The organism is Acinetobacter sp. 18QD2AZ41W (assembly GCF_009829025.1).
In the GTDB taxonomy this organism is placed as follows: domain Bacteria; phylum Pseudomonadota; class Gammaproteobacteria; order Pseudomonadales; family Moraxellaceae; genus Acinetobacter; species Acinetobacter pseudolwoffii.
This window is the reverse complement of record NZ_WURP01000006.1, coordinates 35,197-52,934: the sequence shown is the minus strand read 5'-3', so window position 1 is coordinate 52,934 and position 17,738 is coordinate 35,197. Positions and strand designations below refer to the sequence as shown.

Here is a 17,738-nt window from a genome sequence, read left to right as displayed (position 1 = left end):
AAGGGCGTTTGTCAACCAAAGGTTATAAAAATGGTTAATTAAGATGTTTGTTTTTAAAGTGATTTTTCAGGTTATGTAGAAAAAATATGAATAAAATCCTGAGTTTGGTGAATTTTGTAACCTGTTTGAAAAAATAGTGAAAAGCAGATTTTATCCCGTCCAATTGCCTTTACGAAAAACATATATTCTGGAAGATTTTAATAACCTGTTTGATTGGCGGATGGTACATAATTTCTGTAGTTTTTCAATGATGGATGATCAGTTTGGATATCGCAGTAATTGGTAGTGGCATGGCCGGACTGGCAACAGCCAGAATTCTCCAGGATGCAGGACATCACATCACGATTTTTGAAGCACTTCCAGGTCGTGGCATGGACAGTCATAGCCTTGAATTTGAAGGGGGGCTGATTGATGCACCTTTACGTGTGATGAATCCTTATCTGTGGAAAAATACCCTGAGTCTGGCCACGCATCTGGGCATTAAAACTTATCCGGTGCGTACCTATATGGCCTGCAGCTGGTTATTTGAAGATAAAACTGAAACCTGGCTGACCACATCGCGTAGCCGTATCGGCAATATTCCAATTATCAATAACCGTAAAGGCTTGCAGCAGTACGGCTGGCGTCTGGTCAAGGGCCTGTTGCAGCTCAAAGTGGCATTAACCAAATTTTTTAAGTCGAAAAATCAGGACATCAGCCTGGCAGAATTTATCAATCGTAACGAGATTGAAGAAGTGTTCTGGCATGGCGCCGTAATGCCGGTACTGTATACCATTTGTACCTGCAATCCGAAAACCATTGGTGAATGGCCGGCGAAACCTTTATTGATTTTCCTGCGTCAATTGACTGATGGCGATGCCTTACTACGCCTGCAAGGCGGAACACCGGCGCTGGTCGACAAACTGGTTGAAGGTATTCATATTGAAGATGGTTCAGCGATTACACTGGTTCAAGAGCAGGGCGATCAGGTCAAAGTTGAAAATGCTGCCGGTTATTCAAAACTGTTTGATCGGGTTATTGTCGCGACGCCAACCACTAAAATTGAGCAATTCCTGGATCCAACCCAGTTTGCCAGCGAAATTGAATTATTGAAAAAATTCAAATTTGAACAGGGTGAACTGGTGATTCATACCGACTCCAGCGTGATGCCGCCAAAACGTAAAGACTGGGCCGTGCTGAGCTATATGATGGATCGTAAGTTTACCCGTCAGCAATTTACAGTGTGGCTCAACTCGATTGAACCTTCTCTGGTCGGCAAGTCGGCAGTGTTTCAGACCTGGCGTCCGGTGACCGAGATTGACCCGAAAAAGGTGATTACCTCGGTCATGCTGACGCGTGCGGTGGTCGATGCCAATACCGTGGCGCTGAACAAGGAATTACAGCAGCGTCATCTGGAAGCCAATCGCAAAGTCTTTTTCTGCGGTTCATGGTCATGTGACGGTTTGCCCATTCTAGAATCGGCTGTGACCTCAGCGATGAAGATTGCGGAAATTTTCGGTGCGCCTTTACCGTTTCAGGGTTTAAAACCTGTGGTCGAGGTTGCTCCGCAACTGGGTTATTAATTGATGCAATGGCTTCAGGCACTGCGTCAGCGCTTTCCTCAGCATAAATATGCAATTCATGCAGCGGCGCTGGGGGATCAGGCGCAATTGCCTTGGAGTAATTTGGGCTATTGGCAGGCAGGACAGCAGGATTATGTTGCTGCCTGTCGCACGCTGGCCGATCAGCTTGCGCAGTGTGTCAATTTGAATTCAAAAGATAAATTACTGGATCTGGGCTGTGGTCAGGGTGCAAGTTTATTGCACTGGCAACAGCACTACCGAGTGCAATATCTAGCCGGTGTCGAATTACAAGCGGCTTGCGTGGCCACTATTCAGCAACATCTGCCAGAACTGAATGCCATCTATCAGGCCTCGTTTCTGCGTTTAAACGAATTACAATTTTCCCAGCGTTTTAATGTGGTGCTGTGTCTGGATGCAGCTTATCACAGTCCGGTTCCGTTACTTTTGCAACAAATCAGCAGTGTTTTAAAGCCAAATGCACGAATTGGTTTTCATCATCTGGTGTTATCGGAACGTTGGCAAAATTTGAATTCATTTCAAAAGCGTAAATATCAGCTGTTACTGAAATCTGCCGATATAAATTTAAAAGAATTAATGTCTGTTGGTGCACTGTATGCGTGTCTGGATCGTTTTGAATTTAAAAATATTCAGATTCAGGATCTATCCGAGCCGGTATTTTCTGGCTTTGCGGATTATGTACAAAAAACTTTGAATTCAAAACAAGCCGGTCATCATATTCAAGGCTCAGGCTTGGATCATTTTAAAATTCAAATGACAGCAAAGCTATGTCAAAAATTATATCAGGAAGGGATCGTGAGATATGTGCAGGTAACGGCACAATCGAAGGACTAGAAACAGTCAAGAATACTTAGCTTAAAACATAAGGCTCAGAAACATCAAAGCCTCACTAAAAAGCGAGGCTAGGATATGGTGCCGGCACACGGATTCGAACTGTGGACCTACTGATTACAAGTCAGTTGCTCTACCAACTGAGCTATGCCGGCATGGTGGAGTGCATTTTACAGAAATTCATTCGCTACGCAAGCCAAAAAATAACCGTTCAAGCTATTTTGGTACGATTTACCGTTTTTCCGGTTCATTCTATCTAAACTGTCTTTTATCGAAAGATCAAGAAAACGCCCATATAGGCAGATATGGGCGAGGGTGAATGTACAGGGTTTGGCATGGGTCAATCGCTTAAAAGGGATTATCGCTTTTTTAGGATCTGGTCTAATTCTTGTGCACATTCCTCTAAAGTAAAGGCCATATCAAACTGCATTTGAGGTTTGAGTTCTTGAGCGAGGCTTCTCCACTGTTCGATGAGTCTCAGAGCTTTTTGAATTTTATGTTTATTGATGTCTTTGGCAATGGTTGGGGTATAACCGCCACGTTTTGCATTTTTGATCTGTTTTGCATAGTTTGCGCTGTTATTCATGTTCGCTCTCCGAATAGCAGTGTATCTATTTAGCTTTAAGTTTAAATGGCTCGATCAATCCTGTATTTCTTTCTATTTTATGGTTTTTATTCTCCTCTCAGCACCTCTGTAGGCAACATAACATAGCTTTGATGACAATAGAATTAAGCTATTTTTATGCCAGTTTTTAAATTGAACCTCGAAAAGCACGGAAGCTTAAGAAAAATTTAAATATGGTGGAATAATCGTCTTAGAACAGCCATATTCCTTAGGTCATAGTAACTTTAATCATGGTGGTGATGGATTGTTTAATGATTCTAAGCAGATGCGAATTTGAATTTCAGGCAATAAAAAAACCCGAATCATGTGATTCGGGTTTTTAAATTCTGGCGGTGAGAGAGGGATTCGAACCCTCGAAACGCTATAAACGTTTACACACTTTCCAGGCGTGCTCCTTCAGCCACTCGGACACCTCACCATAGGCCGAGGATAATAGCGAAAAAAACCAGCTGTGCCAAGCTGAAACAATTGATTTGCAGAAAAACTTTTAATGTGGTGCTATGATTCGCAAAAATGCTTGTTAAAAACGAAGACAATATATGCAAAGCACTGCACAAAAAGCAGCTCTCCCGGTGATTACACTGGCTGCGCTTGGGGTCGTTTTCGGAGATATTGGCACCAGTCCACTGTATGCACTGCGCCAATGCTTCCTCACCGCACATCTCGCCATTAGCGAGGCCTCTGTACTCGGTATCCTGTCGCTGATTTTCTGGTGCATGATGCTCACCATCAGCTTTAAATATGTCACGGTCATCATGCGTGCCGATAACAACGGCGAAGGCGGAATCATGTCATTATTGGCATTAAATCTGCGTACCACACGAATTGCCGATCAAAAGAAAATTTTCCTGATTGCCTTGGGTTTTATTGGTGCATCGCTATTCTTTGGTGACGGTATTATTACTCCGGCAATTTCTGTGCTGTCTGCCATTGAAGGCTTGAGTATTGCGACACCTATTTTCAATCAATGGCTGGTACCGCTATCGATTGGAATTCTGGCGGGGCTGTTTATGGTGCAGCGCCACGGTACAGCCACCATGGGGAAATTTTTCGGGCCTTTAACCATGCTCTGGTTCCTGTCCATTGGCGGTTTTGGTTTGTGGAGCATTATCCAGACCCCGTCTGTCCTCTGGATGGTGAATCCGTACTGGGCATATCACTTTGTGGTTGATCAGCCCTACGTGGCTTTCCTGACCATGGGCGCGGTGATTCTGACCATGACCGGGGGGGAAGCAATTTATGCCGATATGGGGCATTTCGGTCGTCTGCCAATTCGTCTGGCTTGGTTTATTATTGTCTTGCCCTGCTTATTGCTGAATTATGCCGGACAGGGCGCATTGTTGTTGCGCAGTCCAGAAGCGCTGGCCAATCCTTTCTATATGCTGCTGCCAGAATGGGCTTTATTCCCGATGATTGGACTGGCCACGGCTGCAGCGGTCATTGCCTCGCAGGCGGTGATTACCGGGGTATTTTCGATGGTCAATCAGGCCATTCAACTGCGTTATTTGCCGCGTCTATCGGTCAAGCATACCTCGGCAGTCGAACGTGGCCAGATTTATCTGCCCTTTATTAACTGGCTGCTGTTTATTTCGGTCTTGATCCTGATTTTACTGTTTGAAAATAGTGCCAATCTGGCCAGTGCTTATGGTGTTGCAGTGACCATGACCATGCTCTGCGGTACTATTCTGATCTCGATTCTGGCTTATGGTTTATGGCGTTGGCCGGTCTGGAAAGTGGCATTGTTTGCTGTGCCATTTTTGGCTCTGGATTTGGTCTTTGTAGCCTCAACTTCTTTAAAAATCACCTCGGGTGGCTGGGTGCCGATTCTGATTGGTGCCGTGCTGTTTACCATTTTGATGACCTGGAAAGATGGACGCGCTTTGGTTTTGAAGCGTCTGGAACAGGATGCCTTGCCGATTGATCTGTTTATTAAAAGTATCTCAATGGGGGAAGGTACCAAATATGTGCCAGGTGAGGCTATTTTCCTGACGGGTACACCAAATATTGTCCCGCATGCCATGCTGCATAATATCAAGCACAACAAAGTCTTGCATGAACGTAATATTATGCTCACGGTCATTACTCGTGATGTTCCCTTTGTAGCTAAGCAAGATCGGGTTGAACTGGAACAATTGAGTGAGCATTTTTATCGGGTATTTATCTATTATGGTTTTAAGGATCAGCCCAATATTCCAGTAGCTTTACAACAGGCTTATCGAAAATGGGGTTTTGAATATGATCTGATGCAGATCAGTTTCTTTATTTCACGTGAACGGATTATGCATACTGTGGGTGAGGGTATGGCACCGTGGCGGGAAAAACTGTTTATTTCCATGCAGCGCAATACCAGTCCGGTCAGTGATTTCTATCAGATTCCACCCAACCGTGTGGTCGAGCTGGGCACCCAGATTCAGATGTAAATAAAATTAAAAAGCATAAAAAACCAGAGACACACTCTGGTTTTTTATGGGAGAAACAGTAAATAACTGAGCTTCGGATTATTGCTCAAGTTCTACGGCAGCCGGCACTTCAGGTGCAGCATTCAAAGGCTGCTCCATCAGCACTGGTTCTGCATCGGCTTGAGCTGCAATTTCAGTTTGTGCATTCATTGCATTGGCTTCAACTACAGCAGCTTGCTGTTGCTCTTCAAGCACAGGCTGTTGTTCTGGCGCAGCCATAGATGTGGTTGCTTCGACTTCAGTACTGTTGGCCGGTTCAGCCAGATTGGCCGGCATGTCTGATTGATTCATACCCGGTTCTGCCACAGGAGGTTGTGGCGAAACCATGTCTGAATTACCTGGTGCCTGCATCATCGCTGGATCATTTGGCATCGCTGGCTGCGTATTTGGCATTGGTTGCTGTGGCGCAGCTGTACGCGGATCGACAAGGCGGATTTGACCAGAGTTGACTAGAGTTTCTAGAGAGCCTTCCTGACCATTTACCGTGGTACTAATTTTAGCTTTAGACAAGCTTTCAAGTGTTTCACCCGGTTGAACCGGTGGCTCGGCAAATGCGCCTGCGCTGATTACACTTGTGAATAATCCTAAACCTAATATTTTAGAGAGTTTGGAATTCATGATTGACACCACTGCTAATAATTGTACGAATTGGGATAGGCGCTTAGCTTTACATACTCATCCGGCAGCTCCAATCAAAGCTACTCAAAGACTGCGAAACCTCATTTAAAATGAAATAAAAAATAGACAGTTTGTTACAGCTTTCGTGGCTTTTAAGCCATTATTGTTTATTTGTTAAGCGAATGGCAGGGTCAAGATATACTTCATATACACAGCTTGTTAAGCTCGGGAAAAATCGGTATTGATCTAAAAAGTACGTGTAATAATGGCCAAGAAGCAGCGTAAATCCAAGAACTCTCTTTTTCAGTTTTTAAGTAAAAATAGTACTAAAGTCATTCTGGGTGTGGTGGCTTCGAGTAGTTTTGCCATCGCCTTTGGTCAGGAAAAAATCAGTCAATGGGTGTCTCTGCCATCTTCATCCGATTCCGCCTGTCTGACACAGTTTTATCGTGATGTTCCGCCGTATCTGATGAAAGACAGCCTGAAAAAAGACAGTTATTCACTGTGCTTTAATGGCTTTAACGTCGGTTATTCCGGTGTTTCGAAAACCCCACTTTGGGTGGCTGAAGCACTCACACCGGCACGCTTAAGCCAGAAAATTCCGCGTCAAGATAATTTTCATGAAGAGACCCAGGTTAAACCTGCGCATCGGGCGACGTTGGCGGATTATCGTGGTTCCGGTTATGATCGCGGGCATATGGCGCCAAATGCGGATATGCCCAATAAGGCTGCACAGTCAGACAGTTTCTCACTGGCCAATATGGTGCCGCAAGCACCGAAAAACAATCAGCAGGTCTGGCGTGAACTGGAAGAAGCGACCCGTGCCATTGTAACCAAACAGAAGCAGGATGTTTATGTAGTTACCGGGCCGGTATTTGCGGCGAAAAAACTAAAAACCATTGGTAATGGCGTGATTGTACCGACGGCGGTGTATAAGGCAGTTTACCTGCCGAAAACCGGTGCGATTGGTGCTTATTATGCGCCGAATGATAATTCGCTCAAAGTGCGTATTGTTAGTGTCTGTTATCTGGAAGAACAGCTCGGAATTAACCTGTTTCCACAATTGACCGAAGAGCAGAAGCGCAATACCTATCGTTTGCCATTGACGGCCAGGGCGGTCAAAGCCAATCAGAAAATCGAATATTCTAACTGGGATGCAGAAAGCCAGTGTGCGGAAGATGTCTCTAAAGAAAACTTGCAGGCACTGCAACGTGAGTTTAAATCTTCAGGTTCAAATACCTCGACGTCCTCAGCGACTGGTGGTGCAATCGATAACGACACCCAAAATACGATTGTAAAACAGCTGATAGATGCGCTATTGCAATATATTTTGCAGTTATTGAAATAAACTTGCTGAAAAAAGTGGGATTCGAGTAGCATCGATCTCACCCATTATTGAAAATAACAAAGACAGGTGGAGAGGATATGTTTAAAGCATTTGAAAATGGCAGTGAATCCCATGCCATTCATGATCTGACCTTGGAAAATGATCTGGATTGTGTCAGCCTGTATGGAAACTTGCAGATCACCAAGGATCAGGAAGGTCTTAAGGCTGCCAAGGTTTTGCAGGCTTTTGTAAATGATGTGGTGCAGCAACTGGAAAATACTGTAGATCTGCCAGAAAAGCTGCAGCGGGATGATCTGGACGAAATTGAAAATCCATTTTTATAAGATTTTTTCATTTGTTGGAGAATGTTCCATCTGGAACCAGACACAAAGCCCAATATTCCTATTGGGCTTTTTACTGTTTTTAGTCTCAGCATTGCAGCGTCTCAAGCTGTCTGAGCCAAAGATTCTAAGCGCCATTGTTGTGGCGTCAGCTGGGTCCATTGCTTAAATGCCCGCTGAAATGCACTCTGCTCGGAGTAACCAAGCAGCATGGAAATTTCCTGTAAGCTTAAATGCGGATCTTTCAGATATTGCATTGCCATCATAGAGCGGATTTCCTGCATGCATTGCTGATAGGTTTTACCCTGCTTTTGCAAATGTCGTTGTAACTGACGGACAGAGAATTTTATTTGCTGGGCAATATGTTCAATCTGGAACTGGTTTTTTTGCAGGCCCACCAGAATCGCCTGCTGTAACTGCTGGTCAACTTGGGTGGAATTGGGGAATTTTTCCAGTAAAGCTTCAGCTTGTTGTTTCAGAAGCTTTTGTAGGGTCTGATCACCCTGTTTTAAAGGCGTAGACAGCTCGCTGACCGGCATCAGGACTTGAGTCTTGGCTTGACCGAAACGAACCTTGCAGCGGAAATACTGTTCATACAATGCTATATTTTTGGGTGTTGGATGCTGAAAATGCACTTCATGCAGATGCAGATGATTATTATCCAGAATATTCGATTTAATAAATTCGATCATGAGTGCAATCGCGATTTCATCGGTCAGTTGCGTACTCATCTTAAAAGGAACCTCACCCCAGGCAATCGAAAGATGATCTCCTTGCCCCTGGATTTGTAGCGGGCTACCATCATAGATCAGGCGATGGTAGTCATGATAGCGCATGAAGGCTTCACCCAGCGTGTCACTGGAAAGTGCCAGATAACCGATAATCCCGAGATGTTTAGTCTCGACCAGTTGCGCAATTTCCAGGCCCAAAGCCGGGCGCTGCAGCTGTTGATCAAGTGTCGTCAGCAGATCACGCCACAGAGTAAAATCAAAGCGTTCCAGATTTTGAATGGCCAATAATTTCTCAGGGACTTCGAGCTGTTTCAGCTGATAATAGTCCAAAAGTAAATGTCCTAAACCACCGTATATCGAGCCTACGTAGTTTTTTAGAACCAGCATTTTTTAATTCTTTTATTTTGTCGTATTTTGTCAATCATATTGAATATTTTGGTCAATATCTAGTCTTTTACTTAGCCTATATTGAAAAATAGACCAAGAGGTAAAAGATCATGTGGAAAGGTTTTCTGGCAGGACTCGTCGTTGCCAATGGATTTGAATGGTTTGCGCATAAATATGTGTTACATGGAATTCACCGCCAAGGACAGAGCCGCTATAGTCCGGTTCCAGAAAGCATGTGTTCGCATTGGGAACATCACCGCATTGTGCGTAAAACGGAATTTTCCGATTTCGGTTATGTAGAAGGACTGAACAACTGGCGTACCCGCAATGAAATTGCTTCTCTTGCCGTGGTTGCTACAGTCTTTGGATTGACGTTTTATCCTTTTTCCAAAGGGATGACGCTGGCCGTATTATATAGTGCAGGCAATTATTATTATCGGCATCGTCGTGCCCATCTGGAGCCAGAATGGGCCAAAAAAAAGCTGCCTTGGCATTATGATCATCACATGAATAGTAATCAGGATGCCAACTGGTGTGTGACCAAACCCTGGTTCGACTATCTGCTGGGTACCCGGGTGATTTCCTCCGCAGATTTACAGGAGCAGAACCCTTTAGGTATGGTATTGCCTGCACCGATCTCGAAAAAACTGAACTATTGGGCAGACCGTTATTTTCCAGCCAAGTGGGCAGAAACTCCGGCTAAAATTGCTAAAAACCCTGCGACCAATCACTTAAATAGGCCATTAAATCGCTAAAACCCGGTTCTTGTCGTGATTTGTCAATAAAATGCAGATGTATTGTCAATATTGTCCTTTTGATTTGGCCTATATTCACGGTTGTTGGTGAGTGAAGCCACATACTTATATGTTTTAGGTGTAATGAATTATTTTGAATACCAAGCGCTGTGGTCTAATCTTGGTTTTTACAGGGAGTCGCGAGACTCCTTTTTTTTATTTAATTTTTACTTTTGAATATCGGTCAAAATAGAGCGATCTTGTTCATCCTCATACTGGGGTGAATATTGAAAGAAAATAACGTCCTTTATATTTAAGCTGCTCAGCACTGGAAAGCTTCGCCTTGTCCGGCGGCTATTGATCAATAACAATCCCTAAACATCATTTTGAACATACAAGTCCTTTTCTATTAACTCTTTTTTGTCGTGTTTGCTGTTCTACTTTAATCCACAGAACGATGGATATACTTTTTCAAAGCAGTCATCATTAGAGCAAACCCGGATGTACCACAGATGATGAGAATATTTTCCAAATGATTTATTGCCTAGGCTTATCCTGTAGAAATAAAAAAGAGCATCGTTGTGATGCTCTTTTTTTAAATAGGAATTCGTTTTTGAATTAAAGGCGCATTTCAATGCCTTGCGCTGCCATATAGGCTTTGGCTTCAGGAATGGTATGTTGACCAAAATGGAAAATTGACGCTGCCAGTACCGCATCAGCACCGCCATGAATAATCCCGTCTGCCAGATGTTGTAAATTTCCTACACCACCAGAGGCAATAGTCGGTACAGTGACGCGGTCATTGATGGCACGCATCAGGGCGATGTCATAACCGGCTTTGGTGCCGTCGGCATCCATTGAGGTAATCAGGAGTTCACCTGCGCCGTAATTGGCCATTTGTTCTGCCCATTCCAAGGCATCAATGCCGGTCGGTTTGCGGCCGCCGTGGGTGAAAATTTCCCATTTATCTTCGCCGGTTTTTTTGGCATCAATGGCGACCACGATACATTGTGCGCCAAAACGTTGTGATGCTTCCTGGACAAATTCCGGATTAAATACTGCTGCCGAGTTGATGCTGACTTTATCTGCACCAGCATTGAGCAGCAAACGGATATCTTCGACTTTACGCACACCGCCACCGACCGTCAGGGGGACGAAAACCGATTCAGCCATACGTTCTACAGTACGGTAAGTGGTGTCGCGTCCATGATGTGTAGCGGTAATATCAAGGAAAGTAATTTCATCGGCACCTTGTTCGTTATAACGACGTGCGACCTCAACTGGGTCACCTGCATCACGAATATCAAGGAATTGAACACCCTTGACCACACGACCATTATCAACGTCGAGGCAAGGAATAATACGTTTAGCTAGCATAAATTTTTCCAATTATTACAGCCGATTATGAAACTCACCCACGCAAGCGCTACACCTTGGCAGATGGAAACGGTATTCTAGCAAAATTATGTAAGTTTTTTCGCAGGTTTTCTATGTCGGTTTATACCACTTTGACTTTAAAGGAAGTTCAGGATTTTGCAGCGCCCTACGGTTTAAAGGCGGTTGATCTGATTCCGATTCAAGGCGGTATTCAAAATACCAACTATTTTTTGGTCTGCGAAGACGCACACTATGTGCTAACGGTGTTTGAGGATATGGATGAACAGGCGGCAGGGGAACTTGTGCCTGTATTACAACATTTGGGCAAAGCAGGCTTGGCCGTTCCGGTGCCTTTATCGCATTCAGGCAAGGCTATTCACAGTATTAAAGATAAACCGGCACAGATTGCACCGCGCCTGTTGGGTGAGCATCCCATGCCATCGACCGTGGCACAAGTTGAAGCGATTGCTATTGCTCAGGCAAAAATGCATGTGGCATTGCAGGACTTCAAATTAGAACGTAATTTCGTGCGTGATCATGCGTATTGGCTGGCAGTGTCCCAAGAAATCAAACCAAGTTTAAGTCCGGCCGATAAAATGTTGCTCGGCAAGCTTTTAGGCCTGTATGACGCTTTAACAGCAGTCTATCCAGATCGTCCACGTGGCTTTATTCATTCCGATCTGTTCCGGGACAATACCTTATTTGAGGGTGATCAACTCAACGGTATTCTGGATTTTTATGAACTGAATAAAGATGAATTTTTATTTGATATCGCGATTACTTTAAATGACTTTTGCACCAACTATCCGGATGTCACTTTAAACGAAGAAAAAGCCATTGCCTTTTTAAATGCCTATGAAAGCGTCCGCCCCTTAACAGCAGATGAAAAATCATGTTTAGAGTTGTACTTGGCCATGGCCGCAGGACGTTTCTGGATGATGCGTTTACAGGTGGCACAGCGTAACGCGGCACTGGGTCGTACTGGCGAAGATATTTTGCAAAAAAATCCAGTCGAGATGCGTAATATGTTGATTGAGCGATTAAAATTCGTTACAGCTTAAATATTTAAAATTTATAAAGACAAAAGGACAGGGGATATGCGCGATCAGGGGCGTTTAGTAGAGTGGTTTGATGACAAGGGTTATGGCTTTATTCAGCCCAATGATTCGGCCAAAGATCGCGTATTTCTGCATATCAAGGACTTTGCCAAGCAAGGTCCGCGTCCGATTGTCGGCTGTGCCTTAGATTACACGGTCATTTTAGATGAGCGCGGACGATACAAAGCACAGCAGGTCATGTATCTGAAAGCATCGCAAACCAAAACGTCTCAGGCTAAATTCAAACCCTCCAAGCAACAGCAGTCACAGAAATTACAACCGATGCAGATTGCCTGTGTGGTTTATATTCTGTTGCTGACCGCATTGACTTTGGGCGGTCTGCTCAGCGGACTGGTCTTGTTGCTGATCAGTTTGATGAATGCATTGAGTTACTGGTTGTATGCGCAGGACAAGGAAGCGGCGCAATCGGGTAAGCAACGTATTCCGGAAAATACCCTGCATCTGGTGGCTTTTTTAGGTGGTTGGCCAGCAGCCTGGTTAGCCCAGCAAAAACTGCGACATAAAACACAAAAACAACCGTTCCGGCAGATATATTTTTGTACTATAGCCTTTAACATCATTTTGATTATATGGCTAATTTCCCCATTTAACAGTTTAAATATTTAGGGGAAAGATCAGGAGGGGACGTGAACTATTCCATTGATAAAGACCCAAATCGCACACTGACTTTTGCACTGTACATTTTATATATTGTGGCCATTTTTAGTGCTGGCCTCTTGGCTGTCGTGGCGTTGATCATTAACTATGTCAAACGTCGCGATGTGCGTGGTTCAATTTTTGAAAGCCACTTCACCTGGCAGATCCGCAGTTTCTGGTGGTATCTGGTCTGGAATATCATTGCCTTTATTCCATTTTTGTTTCTGTTCTTTACTGGCGAAGATCCGAACCTGTTTGCAGGCGTGGCATTTGGCGCATCCGCTTTCTGTTTGTTAGTGGTGTTTCTGGCCTGGATCTGGATTGTGTATCGGGCGATTCGTGGCATCATGCGCTTGAATGACAATCGACCGATGTATAAATCCTAAATTTTATTGTAGAAAAAGCAGCCAAAGTGCTGCTTTTTTATGCCTCATGCAATAGAACGGATTCCATCTGTCTGCATAGGCTGAAAAAATTACCAACTCGCACCACTTTTATTCAAGCTTGCTCCATTTTAGGGAGCAATTCTTATCATCATTGAACATAATGACGAACATTGCTAAACATTTTTAATTTTATAAATTTACATTTTTAATATTTAAACTTTACTTTTTTGTTTTATAGATTTACTTTTTTAATAAATATAATTTACGTTTTTAATAAAATAAACTTACATTAATGTACATTTATTTTTTTAAATTTAACAGGTCAAATTATTTTATTGTCGGGCTCATTTTTAACTTAAGAATAAAAGCGACCACGACGGCGACGCATGCCTAAAACATGAATAGCACGCACCAGAACCGCATAAGAAACTGCATAACCAAAGCGCTGTTCAAATATTGGAACCAAATCACTAATATTTTGAAATTTTAAAGATCTTACAAACACTTGAAATTCATTCCAATCTTTAATATGGCCCGGTGCGCCGCGATTTTTTACAGGTTTCTGGACCAAGTCGCCAGTTTCTTCTTCAAGGCGGATCCATGCATCCAGAGTCACCCGAGAGATGCCAAATTCTTTACAGACAGCCACCTTGTAATCGGTCTTTTTATACATCTGAATGGCTGCAATTCGAGTTTCTAAATTGTACTTTGGCATTTTCTATCCTCACTCAATTTATTTATATTTTTATTATATGGCATAGTCATTGCAATTGAACAAATAACGAAAATAAATAATGTTCAGGTGACATCAATGGAAAAAGCACAAGTTGCTTTCAAAAAAATGTCTTTGTGGCAGGTCGTGATCATTGGTGTGGCATATATGACCCCGATGGTTGTTTTTGATACCTTTGGAATTGTTTCCGGCATCACTGAGGGACGTGTTCCACTCGCGTATATCCTTGCCTTAGGTGCCATGCTGTTAACGGCATTCAGCTATGCGCGCTTTAGTCGCCAGACAGAAAAACCGGGCTCGGCTTATACTTATACGGCGGAATCTTGCGGGCCGAAAGCCGGTTTCTTTGTTGGCTGGTGTGCCTTAATGGATTATATATTGCTGCCGCTCGTGAATGCTTTACTGGCCGGGATCTATTTGGGAGCCCTGATTCCAGGCGTGCCATATTGGGTGTGGGTCTGTATCTTTACCGGTTTGGTGACCCTGATTAACTGTTTCCGCATTAATATCTTGGCGAACTTAAGCCTGGTTTTTGTGGTGGCTCCCTTGATTTTAATGCTGCTGTTTATCTATCTGGTGATCAAGGGCATAGGTACGGAGCAAGGTTATCATCACGTCCTGACCATGACGCCATTATTGAACGGCGATAGCAGTATATTGCCGTTAATTGCCGGGGCATCAATTTTATGTTTCTCGTTTCTGGGCTTTGATGCCGTGACGACAATATCACACGAAACTAAAGACCCGAAAAAAAATACTCCACGTGCTGTAATGCTGACCACGTTGACAGGCGGGGTGATTTTCTTCTCGGCATCGTGGTTTATCCAGTTGTATTTCCCCAGCAATGTCCGCTTTAACAACCCCGATGAAGCATTGCCTGAAATTGTGATGTATGTCGGTGGGGCACTATTTCAGGCGGTGTTCCTCTGCGCGCAAATCATGAATACCTTTGCTTCAGGTTTGGCGACTCATGCCAGTGCCTCGCGTTTAATCCATATCATGGGACGTGACGGAATTTTCCATAAAGGCACATTCGGTCAAGTGCATAACAAGTTGGGTACACCACTTTATGCCGTGCTGTTCATTGGCTTAACTTCACTCCTCGCCATCAGCCTTGATCTTGCGACAGTGGTGAGTATGGTGAGTTTTGGTGCCCTGATTGCCTTTACTGCAGTGAATTTCTCGGTATTTGTAAAATTCTTTGTTCAGGACAAACAGCGTCAAGGCTTAAAAAATGTCTTCCTTAACTTGGTTTTGCCCCTGCTTTCGGTGGGCGTGATGTTGGGTTTATGGATCAACCTGGAAATGTCAGCTTTGATCTGTGGCTGTATTTGGCTCGCAGTAGGCGTGCTGCTCTATATGTATAAGCGTCTGCGTAAACAGAATATTGTGATTAGTAGTGCTTACTAAGATCGAATCAATTGTATTGAAGTAATAGTGAGAAGATGAAATGAATAAACCAAAATTTATTGAAGATGTCGAATTTAAAGCCAGTATTAATACACAGAGTGGCAAAGAGTGGAACTGGATTAATCCCAAACATGGCAATTTTGAACATCCTGCCAATTACTATGAAAGCTCACTCGAAACTGGGCATGCGTTTCCAGGTTTAAATGCCGATCTTGAATGTGATGTGGTGGTGATTGGTGGTGGGCTACTTGGAGCATCGACAGCACTCCATCTGTCTGAACATGGCATAGATACCATTTTGGTAGAAAAAAATCGCATTGGTGGCGCTGCTTCAGGACGTAATGGTGGACAGCTCACACCGGGGCTAGCGCGTTGGGAAGCGTCAGAAATGATTGAGCATTTCAGCTATGCAGATGCAAAAAAACTCTGGCACTTTAGCTCTACTGAAGCGATGTCTTTAATCGATGACATTGCAGCAAAATACCAACTTGAGCTACAGCGTAAACGTGGACATATTACCGCAGCAGTGCATGAAGGGCACTTGGTTGGTTTAACTCAAGGGGCAGATGCACGTAAATTTTTAGGTGAAGACCACACCAAAATTGTCGGTGAGCATGAGCTGAAACAGCATATTGCTTCAGAGAATTATTGTGGTGGTCTAATTGACTCGCTGGGGGGACATATCCATCCACTCGCACTGAACCGTGGACTGGTTTATGGCTTCTGCCAAAACGGTGGACAGGTGTTTGAACAAACTGAAGTGGTGTCAGTAGAAGAGCGTGAAGATGGGGTTTATGTCACGACCATAAGTGGCGTAATAAAAGCGCGTAAGAGTGTGGTCATGGGCGTACATCATGCTTCGTTTAAACTGCTGCAAAAGAACAATCGGACCACAATTCCATTTTATACTTATGTATGTACCACAGCGCCTTTAGAAGTAAATTTAAAAGAGCTATTGCCAACCGATGCGCCTGTCTACGACACCCAGTTCCAGATTGATTATTACCGGGGTGTGTCTCAAAACCGAATTTTATTTGGTGGTGAAGGGACAGGTTCGTGTTGGAGTCCTGAAAAAACCCATCAGTATTTGTTAGGTCGAATTCAGCATGTATTCCCACAATTAAAACAGGTTGAGCTGGATTTTGTCTGGAGTGGAACCACGGATCTGACCATGAATGGTGCAGCCGACAGCCGTAAATTTGGCCATAAATTCCCGATTTATGCCGTGCAAGGCTGGAGTGGGCATGGTGTGGCGCAAACGGTGCGTATCGGTAAAGCAATTGCAGATGATTTCTGTGGCAAGGCAGATGATTTCAATATGCTGACCACTATTCAGCATCAGGATATGTTGTTTGGTCGCACACTTGCCCCTGTGGTGATTCCAATTGCCAAAACTGCCTATGGACTGGGAGCATTGGTGAATCCGGGCAAGATGGTATCTTTCTAAAATTAAATACAAATATAAAAAATTCCCCTTTCTTAAAAGGGGAATTTAGGGGGATTAAAAAGAGGAAATTAAGTGATTTGTTCTTTTACTTTCCGCTTTAAAAACTTCGGTTTCCATTCACTGGCAATTACGCCCAGTACCACCATTAATCCGCCCAACAGTGCCAGTGCAGGTAGGCGTTCTCCTGCAAGTCGGCCAAAAAGCGCTGCCCATACCGGTTCACCGGCATAGATAATCGCTGCCTGTGATGCATCTACCCTACGTTGTGCCCAGTTCATGACCAGTTGAATCATCGCACTGGCAATGCCTAAACCGACTAAAATGCCTGCCAGATGCCAGTGAAATTCAGGTAGCTGAGATTCACCTAAAACAGGTGCAATCATAAAGCAGAACAAGGACGCAAAAATCAGTTGCAGCACTGTGACCCGGCGTACATTCACCTGCTCAGCAAAATAACTGATCAAAATAATCTCCAGGGCAATGGCAATGGAGCCAAGTAAAGTCAAAGTTTGTCCAAAACTGAGCTGAATTGCTGCAAAGCCATTACCAGTCAAAAACACTAACCCGATAAAGGCAAACAATGCCCCGATCCAGGTCATCACCTGTGGTTTTTGACCAAACAGCAGCCAGAGCAGGATTGGTACCAGTGGAACATACAAGGCGGTTAAAAAAGCAGACTCGCTGCTGCTAATCGTTTGCAATCCCACGGTTTGGGTGCCGTAACCGATGGCGATCATGACGCCAATCACCACGCCAGCAAACACCTCTTTCAGGTTCATGCCTTTTAGCGACTTCAGTGAAATCAGGGTGATGGCAAGCGCTGCCGCAGCGAAACGCAGGCCGACAAACATAATCGGACTACTAAAATTTAGCCCGTATTGCACAGTAATAAAACTGCCGCCCCAGATAATGGTGATCAGGATCAGGGCGAGTTGCGGCGCTTTTACCATCCAGCCGGAGTGATTTTTGGAAATAAGTGTAGACATGCCAGGAGATCA

17 protein-coding genes and 2 tRNA genes are annotated in these 17,738 nt (G+C 44.0%); 11 read left to right on the top strand and 8 right to left on the bottom strand.

All coding sequences use genetic code 11. From position 1 onward, the window contains the following. Positions 1-254 precede the first annotated feature (254 nt). Together GVV58_RS10110 and GVV58_RS10105 are read left to right on the top strand one after the other, a co-directional pair. On the top strand, positions 255-1,562 hold the full coding sequence (locus GVV58_RS10110; RefSeq protein ID WP_100329486.1) for an FAD-dependent oxidoreductase: 1,308 nt from the start codon (positions 255-257) through the stop codon (positions 1,560-1,562). Positions 1,563-1,565: 3 nt separating this feature from the next. Beyond that, on the top strand, positions 1,566-2,414 hold the full coding sequence (locus GVV58_RS10105; protein WP_005173172.1) for a class I SAM-dependent methyltransferase: 849 nt from the start codon (positions 1,566-1,568) through the stop codon (positions 2,412-2,414). Between the two features lie 76 nt (positions 2,415-2,490). Here the strand turns inward: GVV58_RS10105 and GVV58_RS10100 are convergent. The 3 genes from GVV58_RS10100 to GVV58_RS10090 form a co-directional block, all read right to left on the bottom strand. Beyond that, positions 2,491-2,566: transfer RNA gene (locus GVV58_RS10100), tRNA-Thr, on the bottom strand. Positions 2,567-2,769: 203 nt separating this feature from the next. Next, entirely contained in the window at positions 2,770-2,997 is a 228-nt protein-coding gene (locus tag GVV58_RS10095) for a hypothetical protein (protein WP_005095157.1), read from the bottom strand. A gap of 366 nt (positions 2,998-3,363) precedes the next feature. Beyond that, a tRNA-Ser gene (locus tag GVV58_RS10090) sits at positions 3,364-3,454 on the bottom strand. A 121-nt stretch (positions 3,455-3,575) separates the two neighbouring features. Between GVV58_RS10090 and GVV58_RS10085 the strand changes: the two genes are divergently transcribed. Beyond that, positions 3,576-5,456 (top strand): potassium transporter Kup, encoded by a 1,881-nt coding sequence (locus tag GVV58_RS10085; RefSeq protein ID WP_005095159.1) that lies wholly within the window; start codon positions 3,576-3,578, stop codon positions 5,454-5,456. A 78-nt stretch (positions 5,457-5,534) separates the two neighbouring features. Here the strand turns inward: GVV58_RS10085 and GVV58_RS10080 are convergent, their stop codons facing one another. Continuing rightward, on the bottom strand, positions 5,535-6,113 hold the full coding sequence (locus GVV58_RS10080) for a hypothetical protein (RefSeq protein ID WP_005173169.1): 579 nt from the start codon (positions 6,111-6,113) through the stop codon (positions 5,535-5,537). 265 nt (positions 6,114-6,378) lie between these two features. On the opposite strand from GVV58_RS10080, the gene GVV58_RS10075 reads away from it, so the two are divergent. Continuing rightward, entirely contained in the window at positions 6,379-7,461 is a 1,083-nt protein-coding gene (locus GVV58_RS10075; protein ID WP_100534509.1) for a DNA/RNA non-specific endonuclease, read from the top strand. A 77-nt stretch (positions 7,462-7,538) separates the two neighbouring features. After that, complete coding sequence (locus GVV58_RS10070) at positions 7,539-7,784, top strand: hypothetical protein (protein WP_005095167.1); 246 nt, start codon at positions 7,539-7,541, stop codon at positions 7,782-7,784. Positions 7,785-7,885: 101 nt separating this feature from the next. Here GVV58_RS10070 and GVV58_RS10065 read toward each other — a convergent pair whose 3' ends face one another. After that, positions 7,886-8,899: an AraC family transcriptional regulator gene (locus GVV58_RS10065; RefSeq protein WP_100354911.1), complete on the bottom strand. Its 1,014-nt coding sequence runs from the start codon at positions 8,897-8,899 to the stop codon at positions 7,886-7,888. Positions 8,900-9,009: 110 nt separating this feature from the next. On the opposite strand from GVV58_RS10065, the gene GVV58_RS10060 reads away from it, so the two are divergent. Next, the gene (locus GVV58_RS10060) at positions 9,010-9,654 is read left to right on the top strand and encodes a hypothetical protein (protein WP_074383899.1); all 645 of its coding nucleotides are present in this window, start codon (positions 9,010-9,012) and stop codon (positions 9,652-9,654) included. Positions 9,655-10,251: 597 nt separating this feature from the next. Here the strand turns inward: GVV58_RS10060 and hisF are convergent. Further along, positions 10,252-11,010 carry an imidazole glycerol phosphate synthase subunit HisF gene (hisF, locus tag GVV58_RS10055; RefSeq protein WP_005095173.1) on the bottom strand — a complete coding sequence of 253 codons (759 nt, stop codon included), beginning with the start codon at positions 11,008-11,010 and terminating at the stop codon, positions 10,252-10,254. 113 nt (positions 11,011-11,123) lie between these two features. Here hisF and GVV58_RS10050 point away from each other — a divergent pair, with 113 nt between their 5' ends. From GVV58_RS10050 to GVV58_RS10040, 3 genes are read left to right on the top strand one after another with little or no spacing between them, the layout of a single operon-like run. Beyond that, positions 11,124-12,071 carry a homoserine kinase gene (locus tag GVV58_RS10050; RefSeq protein ID WP_159516464.1) on the top strand — a complete coding sequence of 316 codons (948 nt, stop codon included), beginning with the start codon at positions 11,124-11,126 and terminating at the stop codon, positions 12,069-12,071. Positions 12,072-12,107: 36 nt separating this feature from the next. Then, on the top strand, positions 12,108-12,734 hold the full coding sequence (locus tag GVV58_RS10045; protein WP_100329475.1) for a DUF1294 domain-containing protein: 627 nt from the start codon (positions 12,108-12,110) through the stop codon (positions 12,732-12,734). A 20-nt stretch (positions 12,735-12,754) separates the two neighbouring features. Beyond that, a complete protein-coding gene (locus GVV58_RS10040) occupies positions 12,755-13,150 on the top strand; it encodes a hypothetical protein (RefSeq protein WP_005095179.1) in 396 nt (131 codons plus the stop codon). A 355-nt stretch (positions 13,151-13,505) separates the two neighbouring features. Here GVV58_RS10040 and GVV58_RS10035 read toward each other — a convergent pair whose 3' ends face one another. Further along, positions 13,506-13,865 (bottom strand): helix-turn-helix domain-containing protein, encoded by a 360-nt coding sequence (locus GVV58_RS10035; protein WP_005095181.1) that lies wholly within the window; start codon positions 13,863-13,865, stop codon positions 13,506-13,508. A 96-nt stretch (positions 13,866-13,961) separates the two neighbouring features. On the opposite strand from GVV58_RS10035, the gene GVV58_RS10030 reads away from it, so the two are divergent. Then, complete coding sequence (locus GVV58_RS10030; protein ID WP_159516463.1) at positions 13,962-15,293, top strand: APC family permease; 1,332 nt, start codon at positions 13,962-13,964, stop codon at positions 15,291-15,293. 40 nt (positions 15,294-15,333) lie between these two features. Beyond that, positions 15,334-16,740 (top strand): FAD-binding oxidoreductase, encoded by a 1,407-nt coding sequence (locus GVV58_RS10025; RefSeq protein ID WP_159516462.1) that lies wholly within the window; start codon positions 15,334-15,336, stop codon positions 16,738-16,740. Between the two features lie 68 nt (positions 16,741-16,808). On the opposite strand, the gene GVV58_RS10020 is transcribed toward GVV58_RS10025, so the two are convergent. Next, complete coding sequence (locus GVV58_RS10020; protein WP_159516461.1) at positions 16,809-17,726, bottom strand: DMT family transporter; 918 nt, start codon at positions 17,724-17,726, stop codon at positions 16,809-16,811. Between the last annotated feature and the right edge of the window lie 12 nt (positions 17,727-17,738).